We start from the raw sequence: 26,732 nt of genomic DNA on the forward strand, positions 1-26,732 counted from the left end.
CCGTGGACCATCTGTGGACCGGATAGGCATAATCGAGCCTCCGTGAGGCCATGAACAGCTGTTATTCATGGACCCGAAACGGCCTCCGGAGCCGTGTGCGCAGGTTCGAATCCTGCCGGGGGCACTCGCCTAGGAACAGCAAGAATCAAGCGCTGACCAGGGCGGATGCCGACAGAAGAGGGCGGGAGTCAGTCTCACTGACTCCCGCCCTCTCTCGTTGTCTCTCACCGTTCTCGCACTATCTGCGATACACGCGGCACACCTCCGCCACACTCGTCAGCCGTACGACATGGCATAGGGCCTTGCCAACCGCGATGAGGACGATGCGATGAACGAGGGGTGGGCGGCCCTAGCCGCCGGTGGCTTTGGATTGATCGGCGCTTTGGCTGCCGCCGGCGCTGCCATGTGGGGTGCTCGGACGGGGGCAACAAAGGCTCTCGAAGCCACCTACGCCCAGGTGACGGGCCAAGAACTTGCCGAGCATCGCCATTGGGTCCGCGAGCAACGCATGCTGGCCTTGATGGAGACAGTTGATCTACTGACGGCTATAGATGCAGCCCTGAGCTTGGCTTGGGTGAAGCTCCTCATGGGGGAGACGCCTGCTGCTGAACGGCACGAGGAGTTCGACGTAGCTCATAGGGCCCTCATGCGTTGTGTTTTTCGCCTGGGGGTCTGGGGACCGACCGAAGGCCGGGTCGTAGCCCAGGAGGTCCATCGCTTGGGCAGTCGCATCGCTGAAGCATGGATCCTGTGGGAGGCCTCTCTGGACTCCGGACATCCAACGGACGCACTTCAGGAAGACTTTCGGGTTCGCAGAGCAGCGCTCAACGCACCATGGGCCGAGTTCCTCAACTTGGCCGGACGGGCTCTCAGGGATCCTACGCAGGCCTCCTAAAAGTAAGGGACGCTGCGTCACCTGCTCACACGCGACGGAAACCGGCTCCCGCAGGCGCCGTCCAAGGGGGAGCTCCGGGCTGCCGGGCGCCTTAAGTAATCACCAGGGTGGCTGACCTGGGTTGCTGAGCTAGGGCACAATGCAGACCGTGAACGCAGGTGACGTGGCAATAGTGGGTGCGGCAGCAGCTGTATTTGGCGCACTGCTAGGGGCTGGCGGGGCTGTGATGGCTGCGACAGTCACAGCTCAGGGGCAGAAAAACTCGCAACATGCCCAATGGAGACGTCAGATTAGGCGCGAAGCCTACGCAAATCTAATGACGCTCACCGTTGACTTTTCTGTAGCGCTCTGGGCGCTCGAAACCCAGGTTAAGGACTACCAAGCGCAGAGATCTAGCCTCAGCAGCAGGCGAAGGCGTCTCCGTGCTGCCCAAATCCAGGAGAAACTGGACGCCGCGACGGCGGCGTATCACCGAGTGAACAGCGCCCATTCAGTGGTAGACCTCGAAGGACCGAACGATGTGATTTACCCGGCTGGGGCCTTGATGCGCGCAGTTAGGGAGGGGATGGAGGCTGCACGTGCGCGGGCGACACGGGAAAACGAGAACGATTTCCGCTCCCGTCGTGGCATTCCTCCGTCGGAGGACATTAGCGCCCGACGGTACCTACAGCAAGCTGATGATGCGGCGGTTCTTTTTAAGGTTGCCGCCCGGGATGTTCTGGATTCGTGAAAGGAACAACGCCTATGTCAAGGCAGGGTCCTGGCACGGAGCCATGTATTAGTGTCGCCCGCCCAAAGGGCGGTCCTTCCTGGAATCTCCCCCGGCCTCCTCCCTGCCTTTATACGACCTACGCGATGTCGCCCTCTTCCTCCAGAGCCTTTGTGATCTTTGCGTTGGCGACTTCCTCGTGGCCATCAATGCAGCCGTGATTGCACAGGTGGATCACCTCGGGGGAATTGCCGACCCGCCGGGCAACCTCGGCAATCGGTACTCCCGCGTTCAGCCATCGCGTGATGCAGGCGTGCCGCAGGTCGTACGGGCGGCCGGCCAGCGGCGAGTCGACGCGCTCGGGTGGGAGCGCGTACTCCCGCGCTTCCTCCCACACGCGCCAGTAGGTGGATGAGCCGACCACTCCCCCGCGCTCGTTGCCGAAGACACGGCCTTCCTTGGCTGTGCCGAACGCGTCCAGGTGCGCACGCAGGATCGCCACCAGGATCGGCGGGATGGGGACCGGTCGGTCGCTCTTGGCCTCCCTCGCTTGCAGCCCGCGCCGGTCGTGGCGCTCTCCTGAATCGGTCCACTGCTTCCCGGAGACGGGACGCGTCTCCCGGAGCGTCAGCGTGCCCCATCCTGCGTCCGGGAGGTGGCAGTCAGACCGCTTCAGCCGGACGCAGGCCCGCGTAGTACAGGACCGCGTAGAAGGCCACCAGGCGCCTACCGCGGCACCGGTCCCACGATCCGACGTAGGACACCGCCGCGAGCAACTGGCGGGCCTGTAGGGCGTTCACGAGGACTCGCCGGTCTACCACGTCATTGGAGCCGATGTGCTTCCGGCGGGAGCGCTGAAGCGGGTTCTCCGAGAGGTCTCCCGCGACCACTGCGTGTTCTAGGGCGGTGTTGAGGGCTCGCTGGGCGGCGCCTGTACGTGTCGCCCGCTGCCGGGGTGCCGTCTAGCTTGTACCCGAGGCGATAGAGCACGTCTTGAACACCGCAGCGTCTGCCACATCGGCCACCGGACGGTCCGTCGTCGTGAGCCAGTCATACGCGGCTTTGAGGTCGGCCGGCGGATCCTCGCCAGCATTCGCGGGCACGATCCCCCACCGGAAGGCCAACCGCAGTTGCTCATCCGAGGGAGAGGCGTCCCCGCGCTTGACCATGGCGAGCGTCACGGCTGCAAGACCGTCCGCCATGCCCTCTCGGGTCTTGGCCGCGCTCATACGCCACCGCCCGGCGACGTATTTGCGGCAGAACTCGAACCACCGCAACGGCGGTTCTTCTTCTGGGGCTTTCGCCGCTTCCGCTGCCGCGCGGACTTCGGACTCAGGCTGTCCGCTTGCGATCTCGAAAGCCTCGCCCCGGCGCATTGCCTGCCGCAGTTCCGAGCTTCGTTTTTCGGCGAGTGCCGACGTGGCGAACGTCGCGCTGCTCACCTTCCCGCCTACGACCCATCGCAGTTGGTAGGGTCGCGCTTTCCGATTGACCTTCGTGACCTTCCACAGCCGGACATCGAGGGAATACCCCGGCCGTGCTTCTCCGTGCGGCCGGAGAACAGGATCTTTGTCATCCGTGCTCACGCAGCGTCCTCCCGCTCCGCAAGCCAACGCTCATACTCCGACCGCCGGATCCGTACGTCACCGTTGGGAAGCTTGATCGCACGGGGGCCTATGTCGAGTTGGCGCCACCGGTAGAAGGTCGACGGGGCGACCTTCAGATCGGTGATGACCTCTTGGACGGTCATCTTTTCGTCCTGCGTACGGGCGCTCATTCCTTCTCCCCCTCGGCTTCGTCCGCCCCGGACAGGCCGGACAGCTCCAATTCCGACTGTCCGGGGTGTTCGTGCAGGTCAGACGCCATACCCGGACAGCCGGACAGCGCGGACACCTCTTGCGCGCCCTCTGTCCGGGTGTCGGTGTCCGGGTAGTACCGGCCGCCGGGGTCCTTGGTGAGCTGTCCGGCGTCGGCCATGCGGTTGCAGGTGCGCCGGATCGTGTCCAGATCAACGTTCGGCAGCTCGCCCGCCATGTCCTTCGGCTTGGCACCGGGGTGAGCGCGGACGTAGCGCAAAATCGTGGCGCGGGTGTCGCCGACGGTGTGGTCGGACACCGGGCCGTCCAGCAAGTGCCAGGCCCCGGAGGCGGGTTGGAAGCTGAGGGCGTACTCGGCTTCGTCCACGTCGCGGCCGGTGACGTGCAAGATGCCGTCTGCCTGGCCGCGTGCCCGCTTCAGTACGAGGGTGGCGTCGGCGGCTCCGGCGATGCCGTTGGTGCCGGAGACCTCGGTGAGGAAGTCCTCGGAGCCTGCCTTACGAACGTGGTGCACGAGGACGACAGCGACGCCGTAGTGGTCGGCGAGCCGCTTGGCGTAGCCAACGGCCACATAGTCCGCGTCGTAGGCCGAGACGCAGGCCGGAGACTGGCCGCGCATCTTGGCGAACACGTCGATGACGACCATGCGCGCGTCGGGGTTGCGCTCCAGCCACTGTGCGATGGCCTCGGTGCCGCCCTGGGGGAAGGGCGGGCATTCGGTGACCAGGGTCAGACCGGCGGGGGCGGGCTGGCCTCCGAGGAGCTTGCCCATGCGGGTCTTTAGACGGCGCGGGGTGTCTTCCAGGGCGAGGTAGAGCACCGGTCCGCCCTGCACGGGCACGGAGTCGAACGCCTTGCCTCCGGCCGCGACGGACAGGCCCAGTCCGAGGGAGAGCCAGGACTTGCCGACCTTCGGCGGTCCGGCGAGCAAGCTGACGCCCTCGGCGAGGATGCCGGGCACGGCCCATTTCGGCTCGGGGAAGTGCGCGGCCATGAGCTGATCGGCCGTCCATGCGGTCCGCGGGCGCTCCCGCTTTGGCGGCGCAGTGGGTGCCAGTTCGGGGTCGCTGGGCACGGAGTACAGGTGCAGGGGCGGGATGGGGTTGGCGCTCATGCGGCGACCGTCCTCGGGCGCCGTGCTCCGGCCCGCAAACCGGAAGCGATGGTGCGCCGTGCCTCACGCTCGCCCTGGCCGACTTGGAGCGCGGCCGTGAGGAGCCAGCCGGTGACGTCGGCTTCGCTCAGCTCGCCCCCGGAAACGAGCTGTCCCAAGGCGACCGCGGCGATGTAGAGCGCGTTGTTGTGCTCGTGCGGGCCGGAGCCGGTGACCCGCTCCACTTCCCCGTTGATCGCGGAGCGGAGGAAGGCGGTGCGCCGTCCGTGGCCGGTGAGGGCGACCGTGATGGGCGTCTGCGGGGGCAGTGGCGCCGAGCGCAGGAGGTCGGCGAGCCAGCCCGGCAGGGGTGCCACCGGCCGGTGGTGGGTGACCTCGTACGGGTGTCCGGCGACGGTGCTGCCCGCCCCGACTACGAGTCCGCCCCACGCGCGGGTGTCGACCTTCCAGCCCAGCCCGCGGGAGCTATCTCCGGCGGTGTTGCGCAGGGGCTCGCCCTCGGGGGCGAGGAAGTAGAGGTGTGTGCCGCCGCTCCAGGTGCGGACGGTGTAGGTGTCGCCGGGGTAGGGCTGGCCGTGGCGCGTGCAGAGCACGGCGAGCACGTCGGCGCCGTCGGTGACGCCGTGATGGGCCCAGGCGTCCGGCGGGGTGTCGCCGGGGTGCTTGGGCTTGTCCCGGTCGATGACGATCAGGCCGGAAGGGCCGGTGGCGATGCCGACGTTGAAGGCGCCGACGGACCATGCGCGGGGCGCCGAGGCGGCACGGGTGCTGCAGCCCGTCGGCGAAGCCGACCTTTCAATGGGCGCAGGAGCCGGAGGCGACTCCTACCTTGCTCGGCTGCACAGGTGAGCGACAGATCGACCTGGACGGATTACCCGGTGCTCTTGCGTTCACTCGACTCATCGTCGCTCAGGAACGCATTGAAGACATTGCGAAGCGCCTCCGGAGGTGTTCTCATCAACTTCGCCAGTGCAGGACCGTCCTTGCTCTTGCTGTACCCGCTGCCAAGAAAATGTTGCCAAATCCCCTTCAGTACATCGGCCCCTGGAGCAAGGGACTCCCAGGCGTCATCCCAAGCAGCGTCAATCTCTGCAGTATGGGTGAACCACGCTTCGCTGATACGCGACTTCACATCCCCGGGCCGGGGAATACGATCGACCACAGCTGAAATCAATATCTCCTCACTCGGCACTACTCGGCCGAGTTTTCTCCGCAAGGAGTTATCTACTAGTCGAACCGGATCGGAAAATTCGGTCATGACCCGCTTCATAACCACAGCATGCTTAAGCTCGTCTGCTGTTGACCGCGCAATGGCTGCAACTTCGGCGCTGCTCACGGGATCGCGCCCTTGCTTGGCGCGCTCAGTGCTCAGCAAGGTGGCGATGACCTCGTAGTCCAGCAGAAGGTTCTCAATCTCGCGGCCGGGAAGCAGGTAGGTGTTAGGTGACTTCTCCAGCTTTTCCAGGAAAGCTCCTGAGAGTTCATCACGATCACGCACGTAGAGGACCCGTCGCTGGCCGAGCTGGTCAGCAACCTCAAGCCACTTGGCAAGAAGTTCCGCGTGGCGAGCGTCGTACCCTCCCCCTCCCGGTAGAACTACAACCTTGGGACTACGCAGCACATCATGGAACCACGCCTCAAGAATTTCCCGGTCACTCGGACCTTCAAGGATCAAGATCCGCTCCGCTGACAAGACATCACTCATGCGCATGCCCAGTTCGCGCAATAGGTGGGCCCGCTCAGTCGTGACAACGACCGCCTCGGAAACGCCATGCTTCCGACTCACGGTCACAACTCTGGTTTCCGGAGAGGACCAGTCCAGCATGGCAGCGGAATGCGTGGCAGTGAGAATCAGACTGCGGTGGGACCAGTTCTGAAGTAGCCCAAGAAGGGCTCGCTGAGCGCTAGGGTGAAGGCCGATCTCTGGGTCTTCCAGCACGACCGTCGCGCGGGTCGAGGTGCGTGTAAGACCGACAACGAGCAGCATGAGCAACTGCTCCACCCCGGTACCGAGATCCTTGAGGTTGTGCTGAAACTCATTTTTCACAGCCGGATCCCTGAACGCAATTTCACACGTTCCGCCGTTAACCGGTGTCATTAGTACTCCAACATCAGGAATGATATCGGCAATCAATCCTTGGAGAGTGGACCAGAGGCGAGGTTTATTGGTGTGAAGGTGAAGCAGGACGGTGGCTAGGTTAGAGCCGTCCGAGTTCAGCACCTCAGAGACGTTGGAAAGCTGAGCTGACCGGCCACTGGCCTGCCGCAAGGGCTGGAAGTGAAAATAACCATTTCTCCAACGCCGTAGCACCCGCTGAGCAACGGAGACTCCGCCGAAATGAGACAGAGTGTCAATAGAGTCGCCACTACCTCCACTGGTTCTACTGCCTGCCGCCTCGGGATCGTAATTTCCAGCGAGAGCTGCTTCCAAGGCCGGTGTGGTGATTCGCCATCCGTCGGAACCGGATACCTCAAGCCTAGCAAGATAGCGCCATGCGTCTCGATAGTTTACTCGTACGGCAACAGGTTGCATTACATCAGGGTCAGGGATGCAAAAATCTCAATCACACCATGGCCGCTCCGCTACCCATCCCTCCGGCCTCCGGGCCACCCATGCCATGGAGACAGGCTGGCGCCGCCGAAGACTCCCGCCGGCTGCGACACACCTTCGACACAGCCAGTGCCCTCAGGCGCTGTGGATTAATTCCCCCGCAGGTCAGACGAGGTTGGGGGTTCGATCGGCGCAATCACTCCGGAGCCGGGTGCGACTGGGTCTCACAGAGGCGCGCACGTACCCACTTCGGTCAAACCTTCCGCTGGCTTTCCCAGATCGCGTGGTCTAGCTCCCACGGTGTGCACCTCAAGCGGGCCGCAGCCTCAGTGAGGATGCTGATCGCTTGGACCGTGGTCACCGTGCGCTGCAGCACTGTTTGCAACCATCGAAGAACCATGCGGTCCGGCTTGATGCGGCTGTCGTCTCCTAAGAGCATCCACAGGTAGGCGAGTCGCGCGCCGGAGCCGTGGCCGGCAACCCCGGCGAGATCACGCTCAATGGCGCTCAGCTTGTCCGGATCAGCGAGTAGCGCATTGGCATCGGCAAGGGTTGCGATGCCGTGAGATGCCAGGAGCTCGGCGTAGTGACGGGCAGCTTCCGCCTTCAGGGGGGCATCGCGGTTTGCCCGTGTGCGCTGCCTGTTCTGTATGACCTCGGAAGAGAAGGCCTCTTCACCGTAGGTCTGGATGTGCGTAACGAAGACCTGGAGCGGTTGCTCGTCGGGGACAGGGAGCTGCGCGCTACCTGACAGCGGAACTGAGATGCCGGCCCAGGCCGCGTACCGGTGACAGGTCGGGGCCGTGTGCCGCTCGTAGTGGGCATTGATGGAGAAGACGGCGTCTAGAACGCACAGGGAGGCATGGGCCCACCGAGGGCCCCGCGGTTTGAGTGCCAGATGCCCTGCGGCAACGACTACTTGTCCTATCTCGTCCATCGCTCTCCCAATTAATGAAACGGGGAGGCATTGTTGCATGCGGCGCTGGCAGGAGAGCCAGTTGAAGGTCGAACCACGAATGCATGCTGCGCACCTACCGCACGCAGTTTGTCCCTGAGTGTCCTCCGGAGCCGGGACCACGCAGGAGGTGTCCGGGCTGTCCGGCTGTCCGGTTAAACCCCTCACCTGCACAAACAGCCCGGACAACTTGGAGAACCGCTGTCCGGGCTGTCCGGTCACAGAGGGCTGCAACACCCCGCGTGTTGCAGCCCGTCAGGAACGCTGCTGTATCGCGTGTTAGCGGCGAATGCGCGGCAGGCTTCCTCGCAGCAACTTGACGACCTCAATAGCCCGTCGGGCCTTGCTGTCGTCAGAGGTGAACGCTGCGAACAGAGCGCAGATCGCGACGACAATCGTGACCAGCAAGGGAGGAACGGCGAACAGCCACAGGAAGGGCACAGGACGACAACTCCATGGTGAATGGATTGTCCCGCCGCCTACGGCTCGCCGGTCCGATTCCGGCTTCGTAGTGCTGGGAATGAATGGCTTCAGCGTCCCTGGGCTGTGTGAGGTGCGCTTGAGGCTCGGACCCGACCTCGTACCACGCGCTTCGCGGTAAGCCTACGCGATCCGCGGCCGTAAGCCCTGATCGATCCCAGCGGGGCCACATCCAGCCGAGCCCCCGGGGTGTCGCAGCCCATCGGCGAAGCCGACCGCGCTCAACGGGCGCAGGAGCCGGAGGCGACTTCCGACTTCGCACTATCTGCGATACATGAGGGCACTGCAAACCTCCCGGGATCAAGGAACCTGCTGGTCAGAGCCCATTCGCAAGCCGAACTCTGAATGTGCTCCGGAGCCGTGTGCGCAGGTTCGAATCCTGCCGGGGGCACCTCGAAGAAGGTGCCCAAAGACCCCGTCACCAGCGGAAACGCTGAGGCCGGGGTCTTCGCGTATGTGCAGGCGTGTGAGGGCCGAAGCGGCCGTATGCCGGGGTCTGTGGACGAGGCGTGGACGGGATCTTGGAGCATCGCCGCAGGTGAGGTTCATGAAAGGGCGAGGCCAGCACCGGCGCCAGGTGCCGCTGCCTTGATGCACATCCTCACGCCATCAGGGCTACCAGCGGGCTCCCTCGAGGACTGCCGACACCTAGTCCTGGTTGTTGCTGCGGGCCTGGCGTGCCGCCTCCTCGCGCTGCTTCAGAGGGCGGTGGCGCGTGGGGGCCTCGTGCCCTGCGACTCGCCACCGCCGCCCGGGGCTGTCCCGAAGGGACGGGTCAGCGCGCCAGCCACGAGCCGAACACGACGCCCTTCTCCGGCGCGCCGAGTGCCTTGGGGCCGAACGACTTGATGCCGGTGACCGTCAGGCCGCCGGCCGCGCCCCGCAGGTGCCAGGCGGCGCCGGAGTCGGCGTAGGTGCCGTCCTCCAGAGGCGCGGTCGCCGTCAGGTCGGCCTTGCCGTCCTTGTTGGTGTCCGACAGCAGGACCTGGCTGCCGAACTTGTCCTCCTTCTCGGAGACACCGGGCACGCCGGTCGTGGACTGCTGGAAGGCCTGCGCGCCCGTGCCGGTCAGACCGCTGCGGGAGCCCTTGAGCAGCACCGTGCTCCCCGCGTCCGCGACCGACTCGATGTCCTCGCCGGGGATGCCGACCGCGACGTCCGCGTAGCCGTCGCCGTTCACGTCGCCCGCGCTGATCGAGGAACCGAACTCGTCGCCCTTCTCGCCGACGCCGGGCACGCCCGCCGAGTCCTGCGTGATCTTCGCGGTGCGGGTCGTCGAAGGCCCGTTCGCGGTGCCGTACTTGATGAGGATCGTGCCTTTCTGGTACGGCATGTCCTCGAAGTTGTTGCCGATGTCGCGGACGATCAGGTCGCCGTAGCCGTCCTTGTCGACGTCCGCGATCGCCCCGCCGACGGAGGCAGCGAGCGGCTTCGGGGTGGTGTTCACGCCGTCCTTGCCGCCGGCCCAGAACTTGCTGCCGTACGCCATCTCCTCGAAGCCGTGGTTGGAGACGATGTCGTCAGCGCCGTCGCCCGTGATGTCGCCCGTGACGAAGCCGCCGGGGCCGAAGGTCTGGCTGGTGGCGACCGCCTGGGTGCTCGCGGCCTTACCCTCGCGCGTGAAGGGGCCGTAGGAGATGAGCATGCCCTGGTCGTCATTGTCGGGGTCGTCGCTGCGCGGGAAGTCCACCGTGACCAGGTCGCGCTTGCCGTCGCCGTTGAAGTCGCCGGCGGTGACGTGCCCGCCGTTCCAGGGCAGCTCGGCGCTGCCCTGGCCGGACAGGCCGGCGGCGGAGCCCCACAGGACCACGGCCTTGCCGTCGTAGCCGTTGACGACCAGGTCGGTGTACCGGTCGCCGTCGAGGTCGGCGGCGGCCGTCTCCTGACCGAAGCGTCCGCCGCTCCGCGGGTCGCCGGGCACGCCAGGGGTGGCGCGGCCGAAGGTCTTGGCGTGCGCGGTGTCGGGGCCCGACGCGGAGCCGTAGACGACCGTCACCCGGCCGGGCGTCGACTCCTCGTAGCCGCCGACCGCGGAGAACACGAGGTCGGCGTACCCGTCGTGGTTGAAGTCGACGAGCGGCGTGCGCGCCGCCGCCGGCGCGGCCGAGGCCGAGCCGGCGGCGACGAGCACGAGGGGAGTGACGAGCGTGGTGACCGCGAGGGCGGCCGCGAGAGAGCCTCGCACTGATCCTCCAGAAGAGAGAAAGACAGGGAAAACAGAAGGCGAGAGAGAGGGAGGGGGTCAGCCGCCGAGCGTGTGGCCGAACTTGGCGTCCTTCTCGGGAGCGCCGAGCTTCGCGGGGCTGAGCGTGCCGGCGCCCGTCGTGGTCAGGCCGCTCGCGGAGCCGTAGAGGTTCCACAGGGCCCCCGAGTCGGCGAAGGCACCGTCCTCGCCGGGGGCCGTCGCGGTCAGGTCCGCCTTGCCGTCCTTGTTCAAGTCGGAGAGGCTCACCTGGCGGCCGAAGTCGTCGCCCGACTCGGAGACACCGGGCACATTCGCAGTGGACTGGCTGTAGGCGATCGCGCCCTTGCCGGTCATGCCGCCGGCGGCCTTGGGCGCGCCCTTGAGCAGGATCACCGCGCCGGTACCGGTGGCGGCGCCGAGGCTCTCGCCGGGAACGCCGACCGCGACCTCCGCCTTGCCGTCGCCGTTCACGTCACCGGCGCTGAGGGACGCGCCGAAGGCGTCGTTCGCCTCGCTCACCCCGGGAACCCCCGCAGTGGCCTGGGTGATGACCTTCTTGCGCGTGTTGCTCGGCCCGGTGGAGCCGCCGTACTGGATGGTGATGCTGCCCGGGGCGGAGTCGATGACCTCGGTGACGGAGCCGATGTCGCGGGTGATCAGGTCGCCGTAGCCGTCGCCGTCGACATCGCCGACGGTGCCGCTGTACGCCGTGCCGAGGGCCTTGGAGGTGTGGCCGACGCCGGTCCTCGACCCCTTCCAGAAGCGGGCCTGGTGCTGCATCTCCTCGAAGCCGTGCGTGGTGACGATGTCGTCGACACCGTCACCCGTGAGGTCACCGGTGATGAAGGAGCGCAGACCCGAGGGGCCGTCGTCCGTGGTGATGCTGTCCTGGGTGCGCGTCTTGCCGTCGCGGGTGAACGGACCGTACTGGATCGTCATCCCGGAGACGTCCGGGTCGTCGCTCGGGTCGGAGTTCACAACGAGGTCGCGCTTGCCGTCGCCGTTGAAGTCACCGAGGGCGAACTCGGAGTACCGGTACGGCAGAACGGTGTTCTGGCCGGTAAGGCCGTCCTTGGAACCCCAGAGCACGGTCGGCTCGCCTTCGTCGCCGCCGCTCGTCACGAGCAGGTCGGTATACGAGTCATCGTCGAGGTCACCGGGGAGCGTCTGGACACCGAAGGCGAAGGTGCCCTGGAGGTCGCCGGGGACGCCGGGCGTGGCCCGGCTGATCATCTGGTGGCGCGCCGTTCCGGGCCCGGAGGCGGTGCCGTACACGACCGAAATGTAACCGGCCTTCTCCACACCGCCGACGGTGCCGAAGGGCGCCGCGACCGCGAGGTCGGCGTGTCCGTCGTGGTTGAAGTCAGTCATCGGCGTGCGGGGCGGCACGGGCGCGGCCGACGCCGCGCCGGAGGCGGCGAAGAGCGCGAGGGGGGTCGCGAGCGCGGTGACGGCGATCGCGGCCGTGAGAGTGCGGCGGGGCACTGTGCCTCCTGTGCGGAACGTGTGTGACGTAACGGGAGACGGACCACTTCGAGTGAAGGTTGTACACCGCTGGAACTCCGTTGCGAGATGCGGACGTTCCATCGAGTACGGCGGCCGTTCACCAGGTAGGGCGCAAACGAGGGAGGAGCCAGGCGACATGCCCGAGGCCTCAGTGTGATGCCCTTGTCTCACTCGTACTCGCGCAGCAGGTCCTCGATGCGCCGGTTGGCGACGTCCTGCCGTCCGTCGAGGCACTTCGCGTAGCGCGTCAGCAGGACCTCAACGCTGTTGCCGGCGCGCTCGGCAACCTCGGTGGGATCGACTCCGGCATTGAGCCATGTCGACAGCGCCGAATGTCGAAGGTCGTACGGCCTACTCGCCAGCGGCGAGGCCGCGACGGCCGGCGGAAGGGCCAGGAGACGAGCTTCCTGCCACACACGGTAGTAGGTCGAGGACGGGACAACCGAACCCTTCTCACTGAAGAAGAGCCGCCCGTCCTCCGCCGTGCCGAACGTGGCCAGGTGCTCGCGCAGCGCGGCAACGAGCTGGGGTGGAATGGGCACACGCCGAACGTCCTCCGTCGGCCGGTTCTTGAGTCCGCGGTCGTCGTGGGTCTCCCCCGAGTCGGTCCACTGCTTGCCGACCGAAGGACGGGTCCGGTGGAGCAGCGCCGCTCCCCAGCCCCGCTCGGGGAGGACGAGGTCCGTCTCGACCAGGCCGACCGCCTCAGCGGGCCGGAGGCCGACCGCGTAGTTCGCGGCGTTGACGAGAGTCCGCCGCTTCCGCCGCACGGTCTCGGCGGCTGCCGCAGTGCCGTCGAGCTTTAATGACGGCCTGGATCAAGACCGCGTCAACGCGTAGAGCGGACCGGGCCATCAGGGCGCCTTTCCGGGGCTCGGCGCCAATGTCGCCACGGCCGGACTCCTCGACCTGGCGGTCGTACCGGCCTGGCTGCGCATCCTCGTCGCCGGATGGCCGGCCGTCGCCTTCATCGGCGGCACCCTGCTCGTCCACGACTCCCCGAAGCCCGAAGAGACACCGGACCAGGGCACGTCGGTCGAGCACCATCAGGACCGGAGCGTGACGTTGACCTGTCAGCTGGCTGTGGGGCGTCAGGGCCACCCTGACGAGCGTTGGGTGGTCTCTCTGCCCCTGGACGACAAGTCCTGGGTGTAGTCGACGGTGGTGGAGCTATGAGGCGCTCTACGTCAACTCCCCACTGACTACGGGGACATGGAGGGGAGCACACGCTTTTCGGTCGCATCTGGACGAGTGGTGGACACGAAGGGGTACAACCGGCGGTCGGCGAAGCTGGGGCGGCGACTTACCTGACCAGCGCCCCCTCCTCGCCGAGTGCCTGAAGCCAGGTTGCGACTCGCCTGATTCGGTCGGCGCCTACGCCTACAGCGCCAGCCTCGCCGTACAGAGGCGACGCTTGCAAAGCCGGTCGCGCCGAGGGTGCAGGCGGGCCGCGGTGACTGCTGGTCCCGTCGGGCTCTGCTGGCGCCTCGGCCACTGCCGCCTCGTCGCGCAGGAGAGCTACGGCAGATGGCTCCCAGCCCGAGGGGTCGGCCCCCGGCGAAGCCGTTTGCCGGCGCCGACAGGCACCGGTCCGTGGCATCCCACGTCCCCACGCGTCCGCAGAGCCTTCCCACGCGTATGTGGGACCGTCCACACCCGCATCCGAAACCGTCCACTCCGTCCTGTTGTGGATCATCGTGCCGCTGCTGGTCGTCGCCCTGTCCTTCCTTGACTTCCGTCAGGCCCCCAAAGCGCGATCAAGAGCAGGGGCATCCGCGGGATAGGACCGGCACCACTTGTCACCGAGAGAAACCTCCCGCTCACTCAGCCTCGGCCTCACACGCGGGGAAACGAGCCCGTGCAGCGCGTGTGAAAATTGGGCGACCGGGGCGTCGAGATCGGCGGCAGGCGGTCGCGGTGACGAAATTCTCCCTCCCGGGACCGTGGCCGGGACGGCGTCGCGTCTGACCAGGCATGCAGCCGATCGGCGGGGGTAAGCGGGGGCTGCGTGGCCGTAGTTGTGGAGGCTGCTCGGAACCGGCCATTCATGGGTTCCGTCTCACCCAGAGTGCCAAGAACGCGACGATGCAGGTAAAGTCCGACCACCTTCTAGATGAACATCCGTACGCATCGGCTTGCGGCCCGCGGCCATCCCAATCGCGCCAGTCAGCAGTCAGTGCCCGTGGATGTTGAGTTGCCTGGAGCCCGCTAAGTGTCAGCGTCCCCCCCTTCCGCTCGGTTGCGCGCCGCAGCGGTACGCCTCTTCCTGCCGACGGTGCTCGCCCTGTCGTTCGCCGCTCAGGCGGCAGGTGCGCTCCTCCCCAGCGTCCCCCTGCTCGTGGCCTCCACCGCTGTCGGACTGGCGGCGGACCTCGCTCTGCACCGGTGGCAGCGGGGCATGGCCACGACTCTCGGGAAGCTGCATGCGACCGTGACCGTGCGCCAGGCAGTCCGTGATCTTCTGCTCGTGACCGGCCTGATCCGAATAGAGGACCAGGACTACGAGACGAAGTACATGGCTCTCGCCTGCGGTCTCCTGATCTTCTACGCCCTGCACTTCGCGTCGCAGGCCCTGGCGATCGTCGTACGGCGCAGCCGCACCCTGCCGATCCTGACCCGGAACATCGACGCCTCGCCCCTGCGGCTGAGCCCCGCTCCCCCGGCGCTGCTGATGCGCCGCTCCGGGCAGCGGCTCCTGGTGTTCGGTCTGCCCGCGACGGCCGGCCTGCTGGTCGCCGCCGTCGCCGACTCGGGCTGGGCGGCCGCCGCGGGCATCGCGCTGTCCGCCGTCCTCGCGCTGGCGGCCATCGTCGTGCTGGCGGTCCGGCTGCGGACGAGCCGCAAGCCGGTGACGAGCGAGGAGGCGCTGGAGTGGTTCGAGTCCTGGATCGCGGAGTACCAGCCGACGGTCGGCATGTACTTCTCCGGCGGCACGAGCTCCGCCTACCAGGCGAACATGTGGCTGGAGCCGCTGGCCCGGCTGGAGGGCCGCCCGCTGATCGTGCTGCGTGAGCGCTTCATGATGCGCAAGATCGCGTCCACGGACATCCCGATCGTGTGCCTGCCGAAGGTCGCCGACCTGATGCGGCTGGAGCAGTCCACGCTGAAGATGCTGATCCACCCGTCGAACTCGGGCAAGACCTCGCAGGTGCTGCGGATCCCCACGATCAAGCACGCCTTCGTCAACCACGGCGAGAGCGACAAGCTGTCCAGCTGCAACCCGTACGCGAAGGCGTACGACGAGGTGTGGGTGGCCGGCCCCGCGGCGCGCGAGCGGTACGCCCTGGCCAGCGTGGGCGTCGACGACAAGGACATCGTGGAGATCGGGCGCCCGCAGCTCGACGTGATCAAGCCGTACGCCGGTGCGCCGACGGGCTCGTACACCACGGTTCTCTACGCCCCCACCTGGGAGGGCTGGGACGGCAACCCCGGCAACACCTCGATCATCGAGGCCGGCGAGAACATCGTCCGCTCGCTGCTGGCCGACCCGGGCGTCCGGCTCGTCTACAAGCCGCACCCGCTGACCGGCTCGGTCGAGCCCCGCGCGGGAGCCGCGAACATCCGGATCCAGGAGATGATCCGCGCCGCCAACGTGACCCGAGCCACGGAGCACGCGAACGAGCGCCCCGCGGCCGCCGCCGCGGCCGAGCTGGAGCGGCGGACCGCCGAGCTGGAGCGACTGACCACGTCCAGGTTCCGGGACAGCGCGGACGACGCCGAGCGGATGCTGCTCCAGGCGGTGCCGGAGACCGGCCGGGCCGCGGCGGTGGCCGCCGCGACCGCCGCGTGGGAGACCGCGTACTGGGACTCGTTCCCGGCGTGGGAGCACCTGATCATCACCGACGCGCGGCCGAACGTCTACGCCTGCTTCAACGTGGCCGACCTGCTGATCAGCGACGTCTCCAGCGTGATCTCGGACTACCTGGCGAGCGAGAAGCCGTACGCGGTCACCAACACCAGCGGTCTGCCGGAGCGGGACTTCCGCACCACCTTCCCGACCGTGCGCGCGGGCGCCGTCCTCACTCCGGACGCCTCGGGCATGCCGGCGCTGCTGGAGTCCGTGCGGAACCCGGAGAACGACCCGTACGCGGCCGCCCGCACCGAGCTCAAGGAGCACCTGCTCGGTCCGTCCGACCCGCCGTCGGTCGTCCGCTTCAACGACGCCTCCCGTGCGCTGTGCGCGAAGGCCGAGGAGCACCGCGCGGGTATGGCGGTGCGGGCGCTCATGGCGATTCCCAGCCAGCGGGACGCCGAGTCGCCGGGCCAGCGGGACGCCGAGTCGCCGGCCGACAACGAGCACGTCAAGGGCTGACCGCCCGACCGCTGACAGGGCGTGTACGCCGGCACCAGCCGGTGGCCCCCGGAGCAGCGGCTGCCGCACCGATCGGGTGCGGCGGCCGTACGCTTCGGGGGCCGTTTCGTTTCCGCGGTGCTCGGCCGTGCTTGGGCCGCCGCCTCAGCATGCGGTGCGGTGCGCCGCGGCGGCGGCGCGGCGGCCTCAGGCGCGGAGTGCGGCGTCCAGGTCGCGGATCAGTTCTCCCACGCGGCCTCCCCCGGGAGGTGCGGCGGGCAGGCGGCCGAGCACCGCGGTGACCGCCGGTGGAGCGTGGTGGCGCGCCCATTCGAGGGTCTGTCCGGTGGCGCCCTGGCCTTCTCCGGATACCAGCTCCTCGGCCCGTGCCGCGTGCGCTGCCGCGCCGAGGATGTGTTTCACCTGGTGAGCGCTGGCCTTGGGGTGCAGGTAGGCGGCAGCGGCCGCGTGGCTAGCCGCCCGCGCCGCGTCGGCCGCGGCCGCTTTGCCGGGCACCTCCCCGGCGACGCCACCCGCCGCTTCACCGGTCACTTCACCGGTCACTTCGCCCGCCGCTTTGTACGCCGCCCAGCCACACGTCCGCAGTGCTTGCGTGCGTCGGCCGCCGTCGGCGAAGGCCTGCGCGGCTTCTACGGCGTCTCGGGGGCGGGAGTCGTCAGGGAGACTCCGCTCGAAGATCGACAGCACTCTGCGCGCACACTCCGCCGCGAAGCCCGTGATCTCCTGGAGTTCCTCTGTGCTGAGCTCGATGGTGTCCGGCTCGGTCGGCTTGGCTGGCATGGCTCAAGCCTGTCAAAGGTCGCCGATCACGGCCGCGCTCTTCCGCGTCATTTCCCGGCCGCCCCCTGTGCAGCGTCAGCTCCCGGCGTCCCCTCTTCCGAGGCGCCAGGCCACGGCGTCGAAGACCCGCAGCAGAGTCGTGTCCGCCGGCGCGTGGGAGGCGAGGACGGCCAGTCCTCCTTCGGGCGTTCCAGGTCGGCGTCGATGAAGCCGGCGAGCAGGGGGAAGAACACCGCGTCCGGCCGGTTCCGTACGCGGGTCATGGGATAGCCGGCCGTAGGCTCAGGCGTCCAGTAGCACCGTCTGACGTTGTCGTCGAAGAGCGGTATGAGCAGGGGCCGCTTCCGGTGGAGGACCTTCACCGGCGTGGTGAGCTGTACGCCGGGCAGCGAGAGGAAGGGGTCCAGTACGGACACCAGGGCGCCGAGGAGCTTGGTGTGGGCGCCCTTCGCGACGGCGGTTCGGAGGGTGAGGTCCGTCGGTGTCGCGGCGAGGAAGTGCTCGAGTTTCGGCCGGACGCGCTGGAGGGAGTACACGGCTTTGATGCTCGGCCCCGCGTTGAGGACCAGGGGCGCCGGCAGGTCACCGTCGTTCAGTTCGTTCGGCCCGCTGCCCGTGGCGAGGCGGTCGTAGGCGGGATAGGTGTAGACGGGGCCCTTGCCGAGAGCCGCGGCCTCCCGGTCGGCCGTCTCGTCGAAGTAGTCCTTGATCCAGAAGGCCGCCTTCTCGATGTCGACCCGGCGGCCACCGACGTGGATGTGGTGGTCGGTCATGTTCCCTGCTCGGTCAGTGAGGGGCCGGCGGCCGAGCGTCGGGCGCGTCGGCCGCCGGGACGGGTCGCGGGTGTCAGCCGGTCGGCGTCGCTTCCCTGGACGGTGTGCGGCGAGGTGTCGCGCGGTCCAGGTGGGCCGCCACGGTGGTGTAGAAGCGGTGCACCGCGTCGTCGACGCTGCGGATGAAGCCGGTCTCGGCGTTGCCGCGGCTGCTTCCCATGCCCTTGAGCAGGGACAGGCGGAAGCCGGTGATGCGGCCGGCGCCGTCCTTCGGCAGCAGGTCCGCCGGTTCGGGACGGAGCCGTTCGAGCGTGCCCCGGGGACCGCTCGTCTCGCCCTCGACGAGGGTCTCGATGTGGAGGTCCGCCGGTGCCTCGGCCAGGGTCCGGATGAGCCGTTTCGCCCAGGAGAGGGGGTAGCCCTGCTCGGGCGCCGGGATCGCGAGGGACGTACGCAGTCTGCCGGTCCGGAGATCCGCGGTGACCGCCAGCACGCCGGGCGTGCCCTCGATGCGCAGTTCCGCCTCGAGCCGTCCGTCGGCGCAGAGCTGCTCGGCGAGAAGGCTCCGGCGCGCTCCGGGGTCCGTCCCCCGCTTCGCCCGCTGGACGGGCAGCACCTTCTGTCCCAGTTCGCCGCCCAGCCCGAGACAGACCTGGCGGATCAGCCGCTCCCAGCTCTGCACGACCTCCAGGGCGCGCGGGTCCCCCTGGCACAGGGTCTCGTCGTCGATGCCGTTGCGTACGGGGACCCAGGCCGGGCCCATGTTCTGGAAGCCGTGGCAGCCGGAGTTCTCGTGCTGCAGGTAGTGCAGGAGCTCCTGGAGGAGCCAGGCGTGCGCCGCGTTGCCGACACCTTCGTGCCGGATCAGCATCTGTGCCTGGTGGGCGACCTCGGCCCAGGACAGGTGCCGGAGCGCGACCTTGTGCTTGCGCCGCTTGTCGATCTTGACGTCGACGAGCGGGCTGCCCTCCAGGGCGACGTCGTTCGACAGCGTGATCACGGCCTCGTAGCCGCGGCGCGCGGCGATGTCCATGTACGCCTGCACCTGCTCCGTCCTGAGGGCGTTCCCGTTGGTCTTCGTCTCGACCAGGGCCGTCCACAGCTTCCCGGCACGCTCGACGCGGATCACTCCGTCGGGGCGTCGCGGTGAGTCACCGTGCGGGAGGCTGACCTCGGTGAACGTCTCCATGCGCCCTGCGGGCGCTCCGAAGGCCGCGGTGAGTCTCCTGCCGAATTCCGGTACCTGGGCCATCACCGACAGCAGCACCGAGGTGGCCCGCGTCTCGCGGTCGCGGTCGCTCTTCAGCGCCGACACCGGGAAGAGCCGGGCCTCCCTCCAGGACTCGTTCTCTGCCAGGCTCTTCCTGGCCACCTTGGGCAGGGTGACCTTCTTCTTCGCGGTACGCGGCCGGGCGGCCCGCTTCTGCGGCTCGCCGTCCTCGGCGGCCCTGCGAGGGGACGGCACCGCGGTCAGCGGCTCCGGGGAGGTCCCCTCGGCGGCAGGGCCGGCTGCGGGGCCCGGCGCCGTGGCCGGGGCCGTCAGGTGTGCCGGATCGCCGGTCGCCGCGCTGCGCCGCTCCTCGGCCACCGCCGTACCGGACTCCGAGTCGAGGGCCGCCTGTCCGGCCTCCGCTTCCACCGTCGCCGCGTCGTCCTCGATGTCGACGCCGAAGTCCGTCGCGAGACCGGCGAGGCCGCTGGCGTAGCCCTGGCCCACGGCGCGGAACTTCCATTCCTCCGCACGCCGGTAGAGCTCACCGAAGATGATCGCGCTCACCGAGTCGACGTCGTCGATGGTGAAGCGCAGCAGGTCCTCGCCGGTCCCGTCGGCCAGCGAGAGGCGCACGTCCTGAAGTTCACCGAAGCGCGCTCCGCCGTAGCGGCTGGCGGCCACGACGATGCGGTCCACGTCGGCCGGGACCGCGGTGAGGTCGAAACTGATCCGGTCCTCGCTGCCGTCCTCGGTCGGCGCCTTGCCCAGCAGCTGCACGCTTCCGTCGGCGGCGACCGGGTTGTTGTAGAAGTAGAAGTCGGTGTCGCTGCGGACCTTGCCGTCGGAATCCAGCAGCAGCACCGAGACGTCCGCGTCGCCTTCGCCGGTCGGGCTCCCCCAGCCCAGGCCGACGATCACCGAACCGACGTCCTCGCTCAACGCCGCCAGAGCGACGTTCGAGCCCTTGATCATTTCTTGCACTATGCCCCCCAACTGGCGCAAGCCGGGCAGGAATGCGCCCCTCCCCCGGCCGCATGGAACACGACGCAGTGTGACGCGCCGCACATGGGTAACTGTAATACCCACGGAGTGGCGGGCAGGGGCGAGTCAGGACTTCCCGGCAGAACCTCAAGCCGAGCGTTTGCGGGAGGGTGTCTTCTTCGCCGGCGTCGCCTTCGCCGTCGTCGTCTTCTTCGTCGCCGCCGTCGACTTGGCCGGGTTCCCGGTCGCCCCGGTCTTGGCCGTCGTACTCTTCGCCGTCGCGCTCTTCGTCGTCGTGGTCTTCGCCGTCGTGGTCTTCTTCGTGCCCGGTGTCGCCTTGGACGTCGACTTTCTCGCGGGGGTCGGCTTCCTGGCGGCGGCCGTCTTCTTCGTGGTGGACGTCGACTTCTTGCCGCCCGTCTCCTTGGGTGCGGTCCGGCCCCGGGGCAGGGGTCTGACCTCGGCCTCGCCGCCGCCCGCCGGGGCTCCGCGTGACTCCCGTGCGGCCCTCACGCTGTTCTCCAGGGCGGCCATCAGGTCCAGCACCCGACCCCCGGCCGCCGGTGCGGGAGCCTCCGGTGGGGCCTCGCCGGAGGCCTTCGCCACGATGACCTCCTCCAGCGCTTCCCGGTACTCGTCGTGCAGGTCGTCCAGGTCGACCTCGCCGAGGGTGTCCATCAGGGCGTCCGCGAGGTCCAGCTCCTTGTCGCGGATGGTGACGTCGGTGTCCGGGGCGACGCCCTCGGGGGTGCGCACCTCGTCCGGCCAGAGCAGGCCGTGCATGACGATGGCCTCGCCGACCACGCGCAGCATGCCGAGGCGCTCGCGGCCGCGCAGCGCGAACTTGGCGATGGCCACCTTGTTGCTGCGCTTGAAGGCCTCGCGCAGGAGCGCGTACGGCTTGGCGGCGGGCGCTCCGCCGGCCGCGAGGTAGTACGCCGAACCCATCTGGAGCGGGTCGATCCGGTCGGCCGGCACGAAGGCGACGATCTCGATCGTGCGCGCGGTGGGGATGGGCAGGTGGGAGAGGTCCTCGTCGGTGATCGGGATGATCGTGCCGTCCGCGTCCTCGTACGCCTTGCCGATCTCGGCCTGGCCGACCTCGCGCTCCTCCAGTTCGCAGACCTTGCGGTAGCGGATGCGGCCGTTGTCCTCGGTATGGATCTGGCGGAAGGAGATCGCGTGGTTCTCCGTCGCGTTCACCAGCTTGATCGGGATGCTGACGAGACCGAAGGAAATGGCGCCGTTCCATATCGATCGCACGTGCCGCGCCCTTCCTTTCCCGTTTTTCCCTGTTCGTCTGGGATTGTCATCCTATGACGCCTATCACGGAGGTGGAGGGGCGGCGGGTCGCGCTCAGCAACCTGGAGAAGGTGCTGTATCCGGAGACCGGCTTCACCAAGGGGGAGCTGCTGCACTACTACGCGACCACCGCCGGCGCCCTGCTGCCGCATCTGCGCGACCGGGCGGTGTCGTTCCTGCGCTACCCGGACGGTCCGGAGGGCCAGCAGTTCTTCACGAAGAACGTGCCGCCGGGTACGCCCGAGTGGGTCACGACCGCCGGGGTTCCCCGGTCGTCCGCGGACGCCCCGGCGCGGATGGTGGTCGTCCAGGACCTGCCGAGTCTGGTGTGGGCGGCGAACCTGGTCACCGAGTTCCACACGCACCAGTGGCTGGTGCACAGCCCGGAGGAGGCGGACCGGCTGGTATTCGACCTCGATCCGGGCGCTCCGGCGACCGTCGTCCACTGCTGCGAGGTCGCCCTGTGGCTGCGGGAGCGGCTGGCCGCCGACGGGATCGAGGCGCACCCGAAGACGGCCGGGTCGAAGGGCCTGCACCTGCTGGCGGCGGTGCGCGGGGGGTCGTCCGAACGGACGTCGGAGTACGCGAAGGCGCTGGCGGTGGAGGCGGAGCGGGCGATGCCCCGGCTGGTGGTGCACCGGATGACGAAGAGTCTCAGGCCGGGGAAGGTGTTCGTCGACTGGAGCCAGAACGCGGCCCGCAAGACGACGGCGACGCCCTACACCCTGCGTGCCCGCCGCGCCCCGCTGGTGTCCGCGCCGGTGACCTGGCAGGAGGTCGAGGACTGCCGAGATCCCGCCCGGCTGGACTTCCGGGCGGACGACATCGCTCCGCGCCTCCAGGACCTCGGCGACCTGATGGCTCCCCTGCTGGACCGCGACCGGGCGGCACCCCTGCCCTGACCGGTGCCGCGGGCCGAGGAGGGGGCTGGTCCTCATTCCGGAAGGCACCGGAAGGGCACCGGGAAGCACGTCGCGCCCCGTCCCGGGTCCCCGGGCCCCGGAGCCCCCGAAGCCCGGAACCACCCCCCGTTCCCTCAGACCCTCCCCCAGGTCCCCCGGTCCCTCGCCATCGCGTGCAGCGCTTCCACGTCCGCCGGTTTCAGGACCGCGCCGGTGTGGGCCAGGGTCGGCAGGGCCGGGTCCTGGAGGACGCGGACTCCTCGGGGGGCGGTGGTCAGGGTCAGGTCGGCCGGGCCGGCCAGGGCGAGGACCGGGTGGACCTCGGCGGTCAGGGCGTAGGAGGCGCGGTCGGCGCAGGCGCGCAGGTGGCGCAGGACGGGTTCGGGTTCGCGGCGGCCCACGGTGACCATGGGGTCGGCGACCAGCACCCGGCTCTTGCGGGCGTACAGGGCGTGGAGGGCGAAGAGGCCGCCGGGGCCGATCAGCAGGTGGTGGACGCGGTCGCCGCCGGGCAGCGGGACCGAGTGCAGGGTGTGCCAGCCGGCACCCTCCAGCCGGTCCAGGGCCTCGCCGACGGTCTGCTCGGCGGTCAGGGCGCGCCGGCGGGGGTCGGGGCGCAGCCGGTGGGCGGGTCCGGGGTCGCGGTCGAGGGCGACGAGGAGGGCCTCGCCGGGGCGGTTGGGCGCCAGGTCGTCGTCCGGGTGCAGGGTGAGCCGGGCGAGTTCCGCCGGGGTCGGGACAGGGGGCGGGCCGACGGTCACCGGGCCGCTCAGGAAGGGTTTCAGGGCCGCGAGCACGTCGTCCCCGCGGTCCTCGTCGAGCAGGTCGACCCGGCCGGTCTCGCGGTCGTACCAGGCGACATTGCTTCCGTCCGGGCCGCAGACGTAGATCCGTTCCCGGCCGTGGCGGAAGGCCGGCACCACACGCAGTCCGTTCATGCGCCATCACCCCTCGACCATGGGAACAGGCGGGGTGCTCCCGGGGCAAGAGCGGTTACCTTGGATGACGGCCCTGTGCGAGGGAGTTGGGGAGGCGTCGTTGCGGACCCGCGGAAAGCAGCCCGACGTACCGGCTCCGGAGCGCCCGTGGAGCGAGATCGTGCCCGGCCTGTGGATGGGCGGGCACGAGTTCCGGGGCCGTTCGGGGCGGCTGGAGTTCGCCGTCGTACGTGACGAGTTCGAGGTGGTGCAGTCGCTGCTGCGGCTGCCGGGGTACGGCCCGGATCCGGGCGTCGAGCACCATGTGTGGCCGATACCGGACGGCCCGCTGGACGGGACGCAGCTGGCCGGGGTGATCCGGCTGGCCCGTGCGGTGAACGAGGCGCTGGACTCGGGCCGCCGGGTGCTGGTGCGCTGCTACCACGGGTACAACCGCTCGGGGCTGGTCGTCGCGCACGCCCTGGGGCAGCGCGGCCGGTCGCCCGACGAGGCGATCCAGCTGATCCGGGCCCGGCGCTCGGCGTGGGCACTGCACAACGAGCTGTTCGTGGAGTACCTGCGGGCGGGCCTGTCGACCGTGCGGCTGCTGGAGGAACTGGCCGAGTAGCCTTCTCTCTCAGCACCCCCGCCGGGGAACAAACAGGACTTTCCCGGGTATCTGAGAACACTTCCCTACGAATACACGAATTAAGGTGTACGGGGCTCGTCCGTCCCCGCTGCCCCCAGGAGCACCGTGCCTGCCCGTCGCCCCCTGCGCACCGCCCTCGCCGCGGCCGTCCTCGCCCTGCTGTCGGCGACGGCGACCGCCTGCGGGGACACCGGCGGGCTGCAGGCCGCCGGGGCGACCCCGACCGCCGTCAGCCCGGCCAAGCTCTGGCCGGACCTCAGGCCGGCGTCCAGCCCGGCCTACCCGTACGACGTGGCGACCAGGGCGGTCGTGAAGGGGGTGGCGGTGCCCGGGGACGACCTCCGGAAAGTCGATCCGGTGGACGTCGTCGAGGCGGAGATCAAGGCGCATCCGGACGACTACGGCTCGAAGGGCGTGTACCACGCGACGGTGGACCGGATGAAGGAGTGCCGCCCGGGCGGGGACGAGGCGCGGTGTCCGCTGCTGAAGCCGTACTACCGGGACCTGACGGGGGACGGCCGGCGGGACCTGACGCTCGGCTTCCGGCTGTACCCGACCAACCAGACGGCGGTGCGGGTGTACACCGTCGAGCACCACAGGCTGGTGCAGGTGCTGGCCGACAACGACGCGATCATCGGGGTGGAGCTGGCCGGCCGGGAGCTGATCGAGCGCTCCCCGGCGGACATCTCCGGTTACGAGTACCGCACCACCTGGGTGTGGGACCCGCAGGAGCGGGCGATGACGTTCTCCCGTGACGAGTACCTGCACACCGCCGGCGGCCGGCCCGGCCGGAAGCCGTCCCCGTCGGCCAGCCCCTCCGCGAGCGCGCCGTGAGGATCGCGCTGCCCCGGTGGTCCGGGACGCTCGCGGTGAAGGCGGCCGTGTTCATCACGGTGATGTGCTGCGCGCTGGCGGCGCTGCTCGGCATGCTCGTGCACGTCTCGGTGACGAACCAGACCGTCGAGCAGGCCCGGGACCTCGCGCTGTCCCGGCTGGAGGACACCACGAAGGCCTTCGAGGCCGGTGACGCGCTGCCGCCGGGCGCCGGGGTGGACCCCGCGGGGCTGCCCGCGTCGCTGCGGGCGCTGGCGGTGGCCGGCCGGCGCGGCACGGTGGTGGCCTCGCACCAGGGGCGTCCGATCATGTGGGCGGCGGGTCCGGCGGCCGGGCACCGGGCGCTCGCGGTGGAGGTGGACTATTCGCAGCAGTCCCGCACCATCGCCGGGCTCGACCAGTCGATCCTGTGGTCCTCGGGGCTCGCGATCGGCGCGACCGTGCTGGTGGGTGTTTTCGCGGTGACCCGGGTGACGCGGCGGCTGCACGGCACCGCGCGGGTGGCCCGGCGGATCAGCGGGGGTGACCTGGACGCCCGGGTGGACGATCCCCGTACGAAGGATCCGACCCGGCCGCAGGACGAGGTGGCGGCGGTCGCGGCCGCCCTGGACACGATGGCCTCGACCCTGCAGAGCAAGCTGCTGAGCGAGCAGCGGTTCACCGCGGACGTGGCGCACGAGCTGCGCACCCCGCTGACCGGGCTGCACGCGGCGGCCGAACTGCTGCCGCCGGGCCGGCCGACGGAGCTGGTCCGGGACCGGGTGGCGGCGCTGCGCACCCTCACCGAGGACCTGCTGGAGATCTCCCGGCTGGACACCGGCCGGGAGAAGCAGGAGGTCGACACCGAGGAACTGGGTGCGCTGGCCGGGCGGGTGGTGCGGGCCTCGGGCACGGACACCGAGGTACGGATCGTGCGGGACGCCCGGGTGGAGACCGACCGGCGGCGGCTGGAGCGGGTGCTGGGCAATCTGGTGGCCAACGCGCACAAGCACGGCGGCCCTCCGGTGGTGCTGACGGTGGACGGGCCGGTGGTGACCGTGCGGGATCACGGGGACGGCTTCCCGGAGTACCTGGTGGCGCACGGGCCGCAGCGGTTCCGCACGGAGGGTGGGGCCAAGGGGCACGGGCTGGGTCTGACCATCGCGCTCGGGCAGGCGGAGGTGCTGGGGGCGCGGCTCTCGTTCGTGAACGCGGTGGACGGCGGCGCCGTCGCGACGCTGACGCTGCCCGCGGAGGGCCAGGGCGCCCGCGACCGCCCGAAAGGACCACTGTGACGGGCGCCGGGCAGTCACCGCCCCTAGGGTGGCAATCGGTCAATATGCGGCAATAGGCCCGCCTTCGCCCGTTTTCCGGAGGTATCCCATGTCCCTGCGTTCCTCCCTCGCCCGCGGACTGGCCATAGCCGCGGCCACCGGCGCCCTGCTGACCGGTGTCGCGGCCGTCCCCGCCGCGGCCGACGACGGCGCGGGCGACGACGGGTCGGGCCTCAACCTGCAGAGCGACAGCGTTCAGGACGGCGGCCTCACTGGCCTCGACGGTCTCACGGGCACGGGCGGCCTCGGCGACTTCGGGAACGGCGGTACGGCCGGCCCGTATCGAGGCGTCGTCACCGCGCGGGGCGGCCTGTGGCTGCTCGACCGGCCGGACCGGGGCAGCCGGCGCGTCCGGTTCGTCCCGGAGGGCGACCCGGTCTCGATCTTCTGCAGGACCACGGGCGACTTCGTGCTCGGCACCCCGGTCTGGTACCTGCTGACGGACGGCACCTGGGCCTGGGGCACGGCCCGCTACATCCGGAACGTCGGGCCCACGCCACGCTGGTGCTAGCGGGCACGGCACACAAGTCGCCCCGTTTAGGTA

At 69.1% G+C, this 26,732-nt stretch carries 21 protein-coding genes, 1 tRNA gene and 2 pseudogenes; 9 read left to right on the plus strand and 15 right to left on the minus strand.

Features of this window, described 5'->3' with window-relative positions:
- Positions 1 to 36 precede the first annotated feature (36 nt).
- Positions 37 to 124 (plus strand) — tRNA-OTHER (locus tag BLW57_RS41375).
- 919 nt (positions 125 to 1,043) lie between these two features.
- On the plus strand, positions 1,044 to 1,625 hold the full coding sequence (locus tag BLW57_RS40905) for a hypothetical protein (protein WP_143051602.1): 582 nt from the start codon (positions 1,044 to 1,046) through the stop codon (positions 1,623 to 1,625).
- 118 nt (positions 1,626 to 1,743) lie between these two features.
- Here the strand turns inward: BLW57_RS40905 and BLW57_RS42300 are convergent, their stop codons facing one another.
- The 10 genes and pseudogenes from BLW57_RS42300 to BLW57_RS13830 form a co-directional block, all read right to left on the minus strand.
- Positions 1,744 to 2,106 (minus strand): site-specific integrase, encoded by a 363-nt coding sequence (locus tag BLW57_RS42300; protein ID WP_256339475.1) that lies wholly within the window; start codon positions 2,104 to 2,106, stop codon positions 1,744 to 1,746.
- Positions 2,107 to 2,566: 460 nt separating this feature from the next.
- On the minus strand, positions 2,567 to 3,190 hold the full coding sequence (locus BLW57_RS42305; RefSeq protein ID WP_256339476.1) for a hypothetical protein: 624 nt from the start codon (positions 3,188 to 3,190) through the stop codon (positions 2,567 to 2,569).
- Entirely contained in the window at positions 3,187 to 3,381 is a 195-nt protein-coding gene (locus BLW57_RS13800) for a helix-turn-helix transcriptional regulator (RefSeq protein WP_093474736.1), read from the minus strand. The genes BLW57_RS42305 and BLW57_RS13800 overlap by 4 nt, the downstream gene beginning before the upstream one ends.
- Positions 3,378 to 4,535: an AAA family ATPase gene (locus BLW57_RS13805; protein WP_093474738.1), complete on the minus strand. Its 1,158-nt coding sequence runs from the start codon at positions 4,533 to 4,535 to the stop codon at positions 3,378 to 3,380. The genes BLW57_RS13800 and BLW57_RS13805 overlap by 4 nt, the downstream gene beginning before the upstream one ends.
- Complete coding sequence (locus tag BLW57_RS13810; RefSeq protein ID WP_093474739.1) at positions 4,532 to 5,335, minus strand: bifunctional DNA primase/polymerase; 804 nt, start codon at positions 5,333 to 5,335, stop codon at positions 4,532 to 4,534. The genes BLW57_RS13805 and BLW57_RS13810 overlap by 4 nt, the downstream gene beginning before the upstream one ends.
- A 71-nt stretch (positions 5,336 to 5,406) precedes the next feature.
- Positions 5,407 to 6,756, minus strand: a complete 1,350-nt coding sequence (locus BLW57_RS40530; RefSeq protein WP_176985573.1) for an ATP-dependent nuclease — start codon at positions 6,754 to 6,756, stop codon at positions 5,407 to 5,409.
- A gap of 583 nt (positions 6,757 to 7,339) precedes the next feature.
- On the minus strand, positions 7,340 to 8,023 hold the full coding sequence (locus BLW57_RS13815) for a hypothetical protein (RefSeq protein WP_093474741.1): 684 nt from the start codon (positions 8,021 to 8,023) through the stop codon (positions 7,340 to 7,342).
- Positions 8,024 to 9,296: 1,273 nt separating this feature from the next.
- Entirely contained in the window at positions 9,297 to 10,706 is a 1,410-nt protein-coding gene (locus BLW57_RS13820; protein WP_093474742.1) for an FG-GAP and VCBS repeat-containing protein, read from the minus strand.
- 57 nt (positions 10,707 to 10,763) lie between these two features.
- A complete protein-coding gene (locus tag BLW57_RS13825; RefSeq protein WP_306822948.1) occupies positions 10,764 to 12,191 on the minus strand; it encodes an FG-GAP-like repeat-containing protein in 1,428 nt (475 codons plus the stop codon).
- A gap of 188 nt (positions 12,192 to 12,379) precedes the next feature.
- Positions 12,380 to 13,018, minus strand: a pseudogene (locus BLW57_RS13830) (site-specific integrase); the annotation flags it as partial.
- 67 nt (positions 13,019 to 13,085) lie between these two features.
- On the opposite strand from BLW57_RS13830, the pseudogene BLW57_RS42310 reads away from it, so the two are divergent.
- Positions 13,086 to 13,241, plus strand: a pseudogene (locus BLW57_RS42310) (SpdA protein); the annotation flags it as partial.
- A 1,210-nt stretch (positions 13,242 to 14,451) separates the two neighbouring features.
- Positions 14,452 to 16,524 (plus strand): CDP-glycerol glycerophosphotransferase family protein, encoded by a 2,073-nt coding sequence (locus BLW57_RS13840; RefSeq protein WP_256339477.1) that lies wholly within the window; start codon positions 14,452 to 14,454, stop codon positions 16,522 to 16,524.
- Between the two features lie 186 nt (positions 16,525 to 16,710).
- Here the strand turns inward: BLW57_RS13840 and BLW57_RS13845 are convergent, their stop codons facing one another.
- The 4 genes from BLW57_RS13845 to BLW57_RS13860 form a co-directional block, all read right to left on the minus strand.
- On the minus strand, positions 16,711 to 17,304 hold the full coding sequence (locus tag BLW57_RS13845; protein WP_093474745.1) for a putative immunity protein: 594 nt from the start codon (positions 17,302 to 17,304) through the stop codon (positions 16,711 to 16,713).
- A gap of 47 nt (positions 17,305 to 17,351) precedes the next feature.
- Complete coding sequence (locus BLW57_RS13850; RefSeq protein ID WP_093474747.1) at positions 17,352 to 18,077, minus strand: DUF6308 family protein; 726 nt, start codon at positions 18,075 to 18,077, stop codon at positions 17,352 to 17,354.
- A 73-nt stretch (positions 18,078 to 18,150) separates the two neighbouring features.
- Positions 18,151 to 20,262, minus strand: coding sequence for a TerD family protein (locus tag BLW57_RS13855; RefSeq protein ID WP_176985574.1), 2,112 nt, complete (start codon positions 20,260 to 20,262; stop codon positions 18,151 to 18,153).
- A gap of 156 nt (positions 20,263 to 20,418) precedes the next feature.
- Complete coding sequence (locus tag BLW57_RS13860) at positions 20,419 to 21,534, minus strand: non-homologous end joining protein Ku (protein ID WP_093474748.1); 1,116 nt, start codon at positions 21,532 to 21,534, stop codon at positions 20,419 to 20,421.
- A 53-nt stretch (positions 21,535 to 21,587) separates the two neighbouring features.
- Between BLW57_RS13860 and ligD the strand changes: the two genes are divergently transcribed.
- Complete coding sequence (gene ligD, locus BLW57_RS13865) at positions 21,588 to 22,475, plus strand: non-homologous end-joining DNA ligase (RefSeq protein WP_093474749.1); 888 nt, start codon at positions 21,588 to 21,590, stop codon at positions 22,473 to 22,475.
- A gap of 134 nt (positions 22,476 to 22,609) precedes the next feature.
- Here the strand turns inward: ligD and BLW57_RS13870 are convergent, their stop codons facing one another.
- On the minus strand, positions 22,610 to 23,413 hold the full coding sequence (locus BLW57_RS13870) for a nuclease-related domain-containing protein (RefSeq protein ID WP_093474750.1): 804 nt from the start codon (positions 23,411 to 23,413) through the stop codon (positions 22,610 to 22,612).
- Positions 23,414 to 23,513: 100 nt separating this feature from the next.
- Between BLW57_RS13870 and BLW57_RS13875 the strand changes: the two genes are divergently transcribed.
- The 4 genes from BLW57_RS13875 to BLW57_RS13890 all read left to right on the plus strand — a co-directional run bounded on the left by BLW57_RS13875 (position 23,514) and on the right by BLW57_RS13890 (position 26,699).
- Positions 23,514 to 24,020, plus strand: a complete 507-nt coding sequence (locus BLW57_RS13875; protein WP_073889498.1) for a protein-tyrosine phosphatase family protein — start codon at positions 23,514 to 23,516, stop codon at positions 24,018 to 24,020.
- A 126-nt stretch (positions 24,021 to 24,146) separates the two neighbouring features.
- The gene (locus BLW57_RS13880) at positions 24,147 to 24,875 is read left to right on the plus strand and encodes a hypothetical protein (RefSeq protein ID WP_093474751.1); all 729 of its coding nucleotides are present in this window, start codon (positions 24,147 to 24,149) and stop codon (positions 24,873 to 24,875) included.
- Positions 24,872 to 26,149, plus strand: coding sequence for a sensor histidine kinase (locus BLW57_RS13885; RefSeq protein ID WP_093474752.1), 1,278 nt, complete (start codon positions 24,872 to 24,874; stop codon positions 26,147 to 26,149). The genes BLW57_RS13880 and BLW57_RS13885 overlap by 4 nt, the downstream gene beginning before the upstream one ends.
- An 88-nt stretch (positions 26,150 to 26,237) precedes the next feature.
- Entirely contained in the window at positions 26,238 to 26,699 is a 462-nt protein-coding gene (locus tag BLW57_RS13890) for an SH3 domain-containing protein (protein WP_093474754.1), read from the plus strand.
- Positions 26,700 to 26,732: the final 33 nt, after the last annotated feature.

Origin of the sequence: Streptomyces sp. 1222.5 (assembly GCF_900105245.1) — a bacterium.
In the GTDB taxonomy this organism is placed as follows: Bacteria; Actinomycetota; Actinomycetes; order Streptomycetales; family Streptomycetaceae; genus Streptomyces; species Streptomyces albidocamelliae.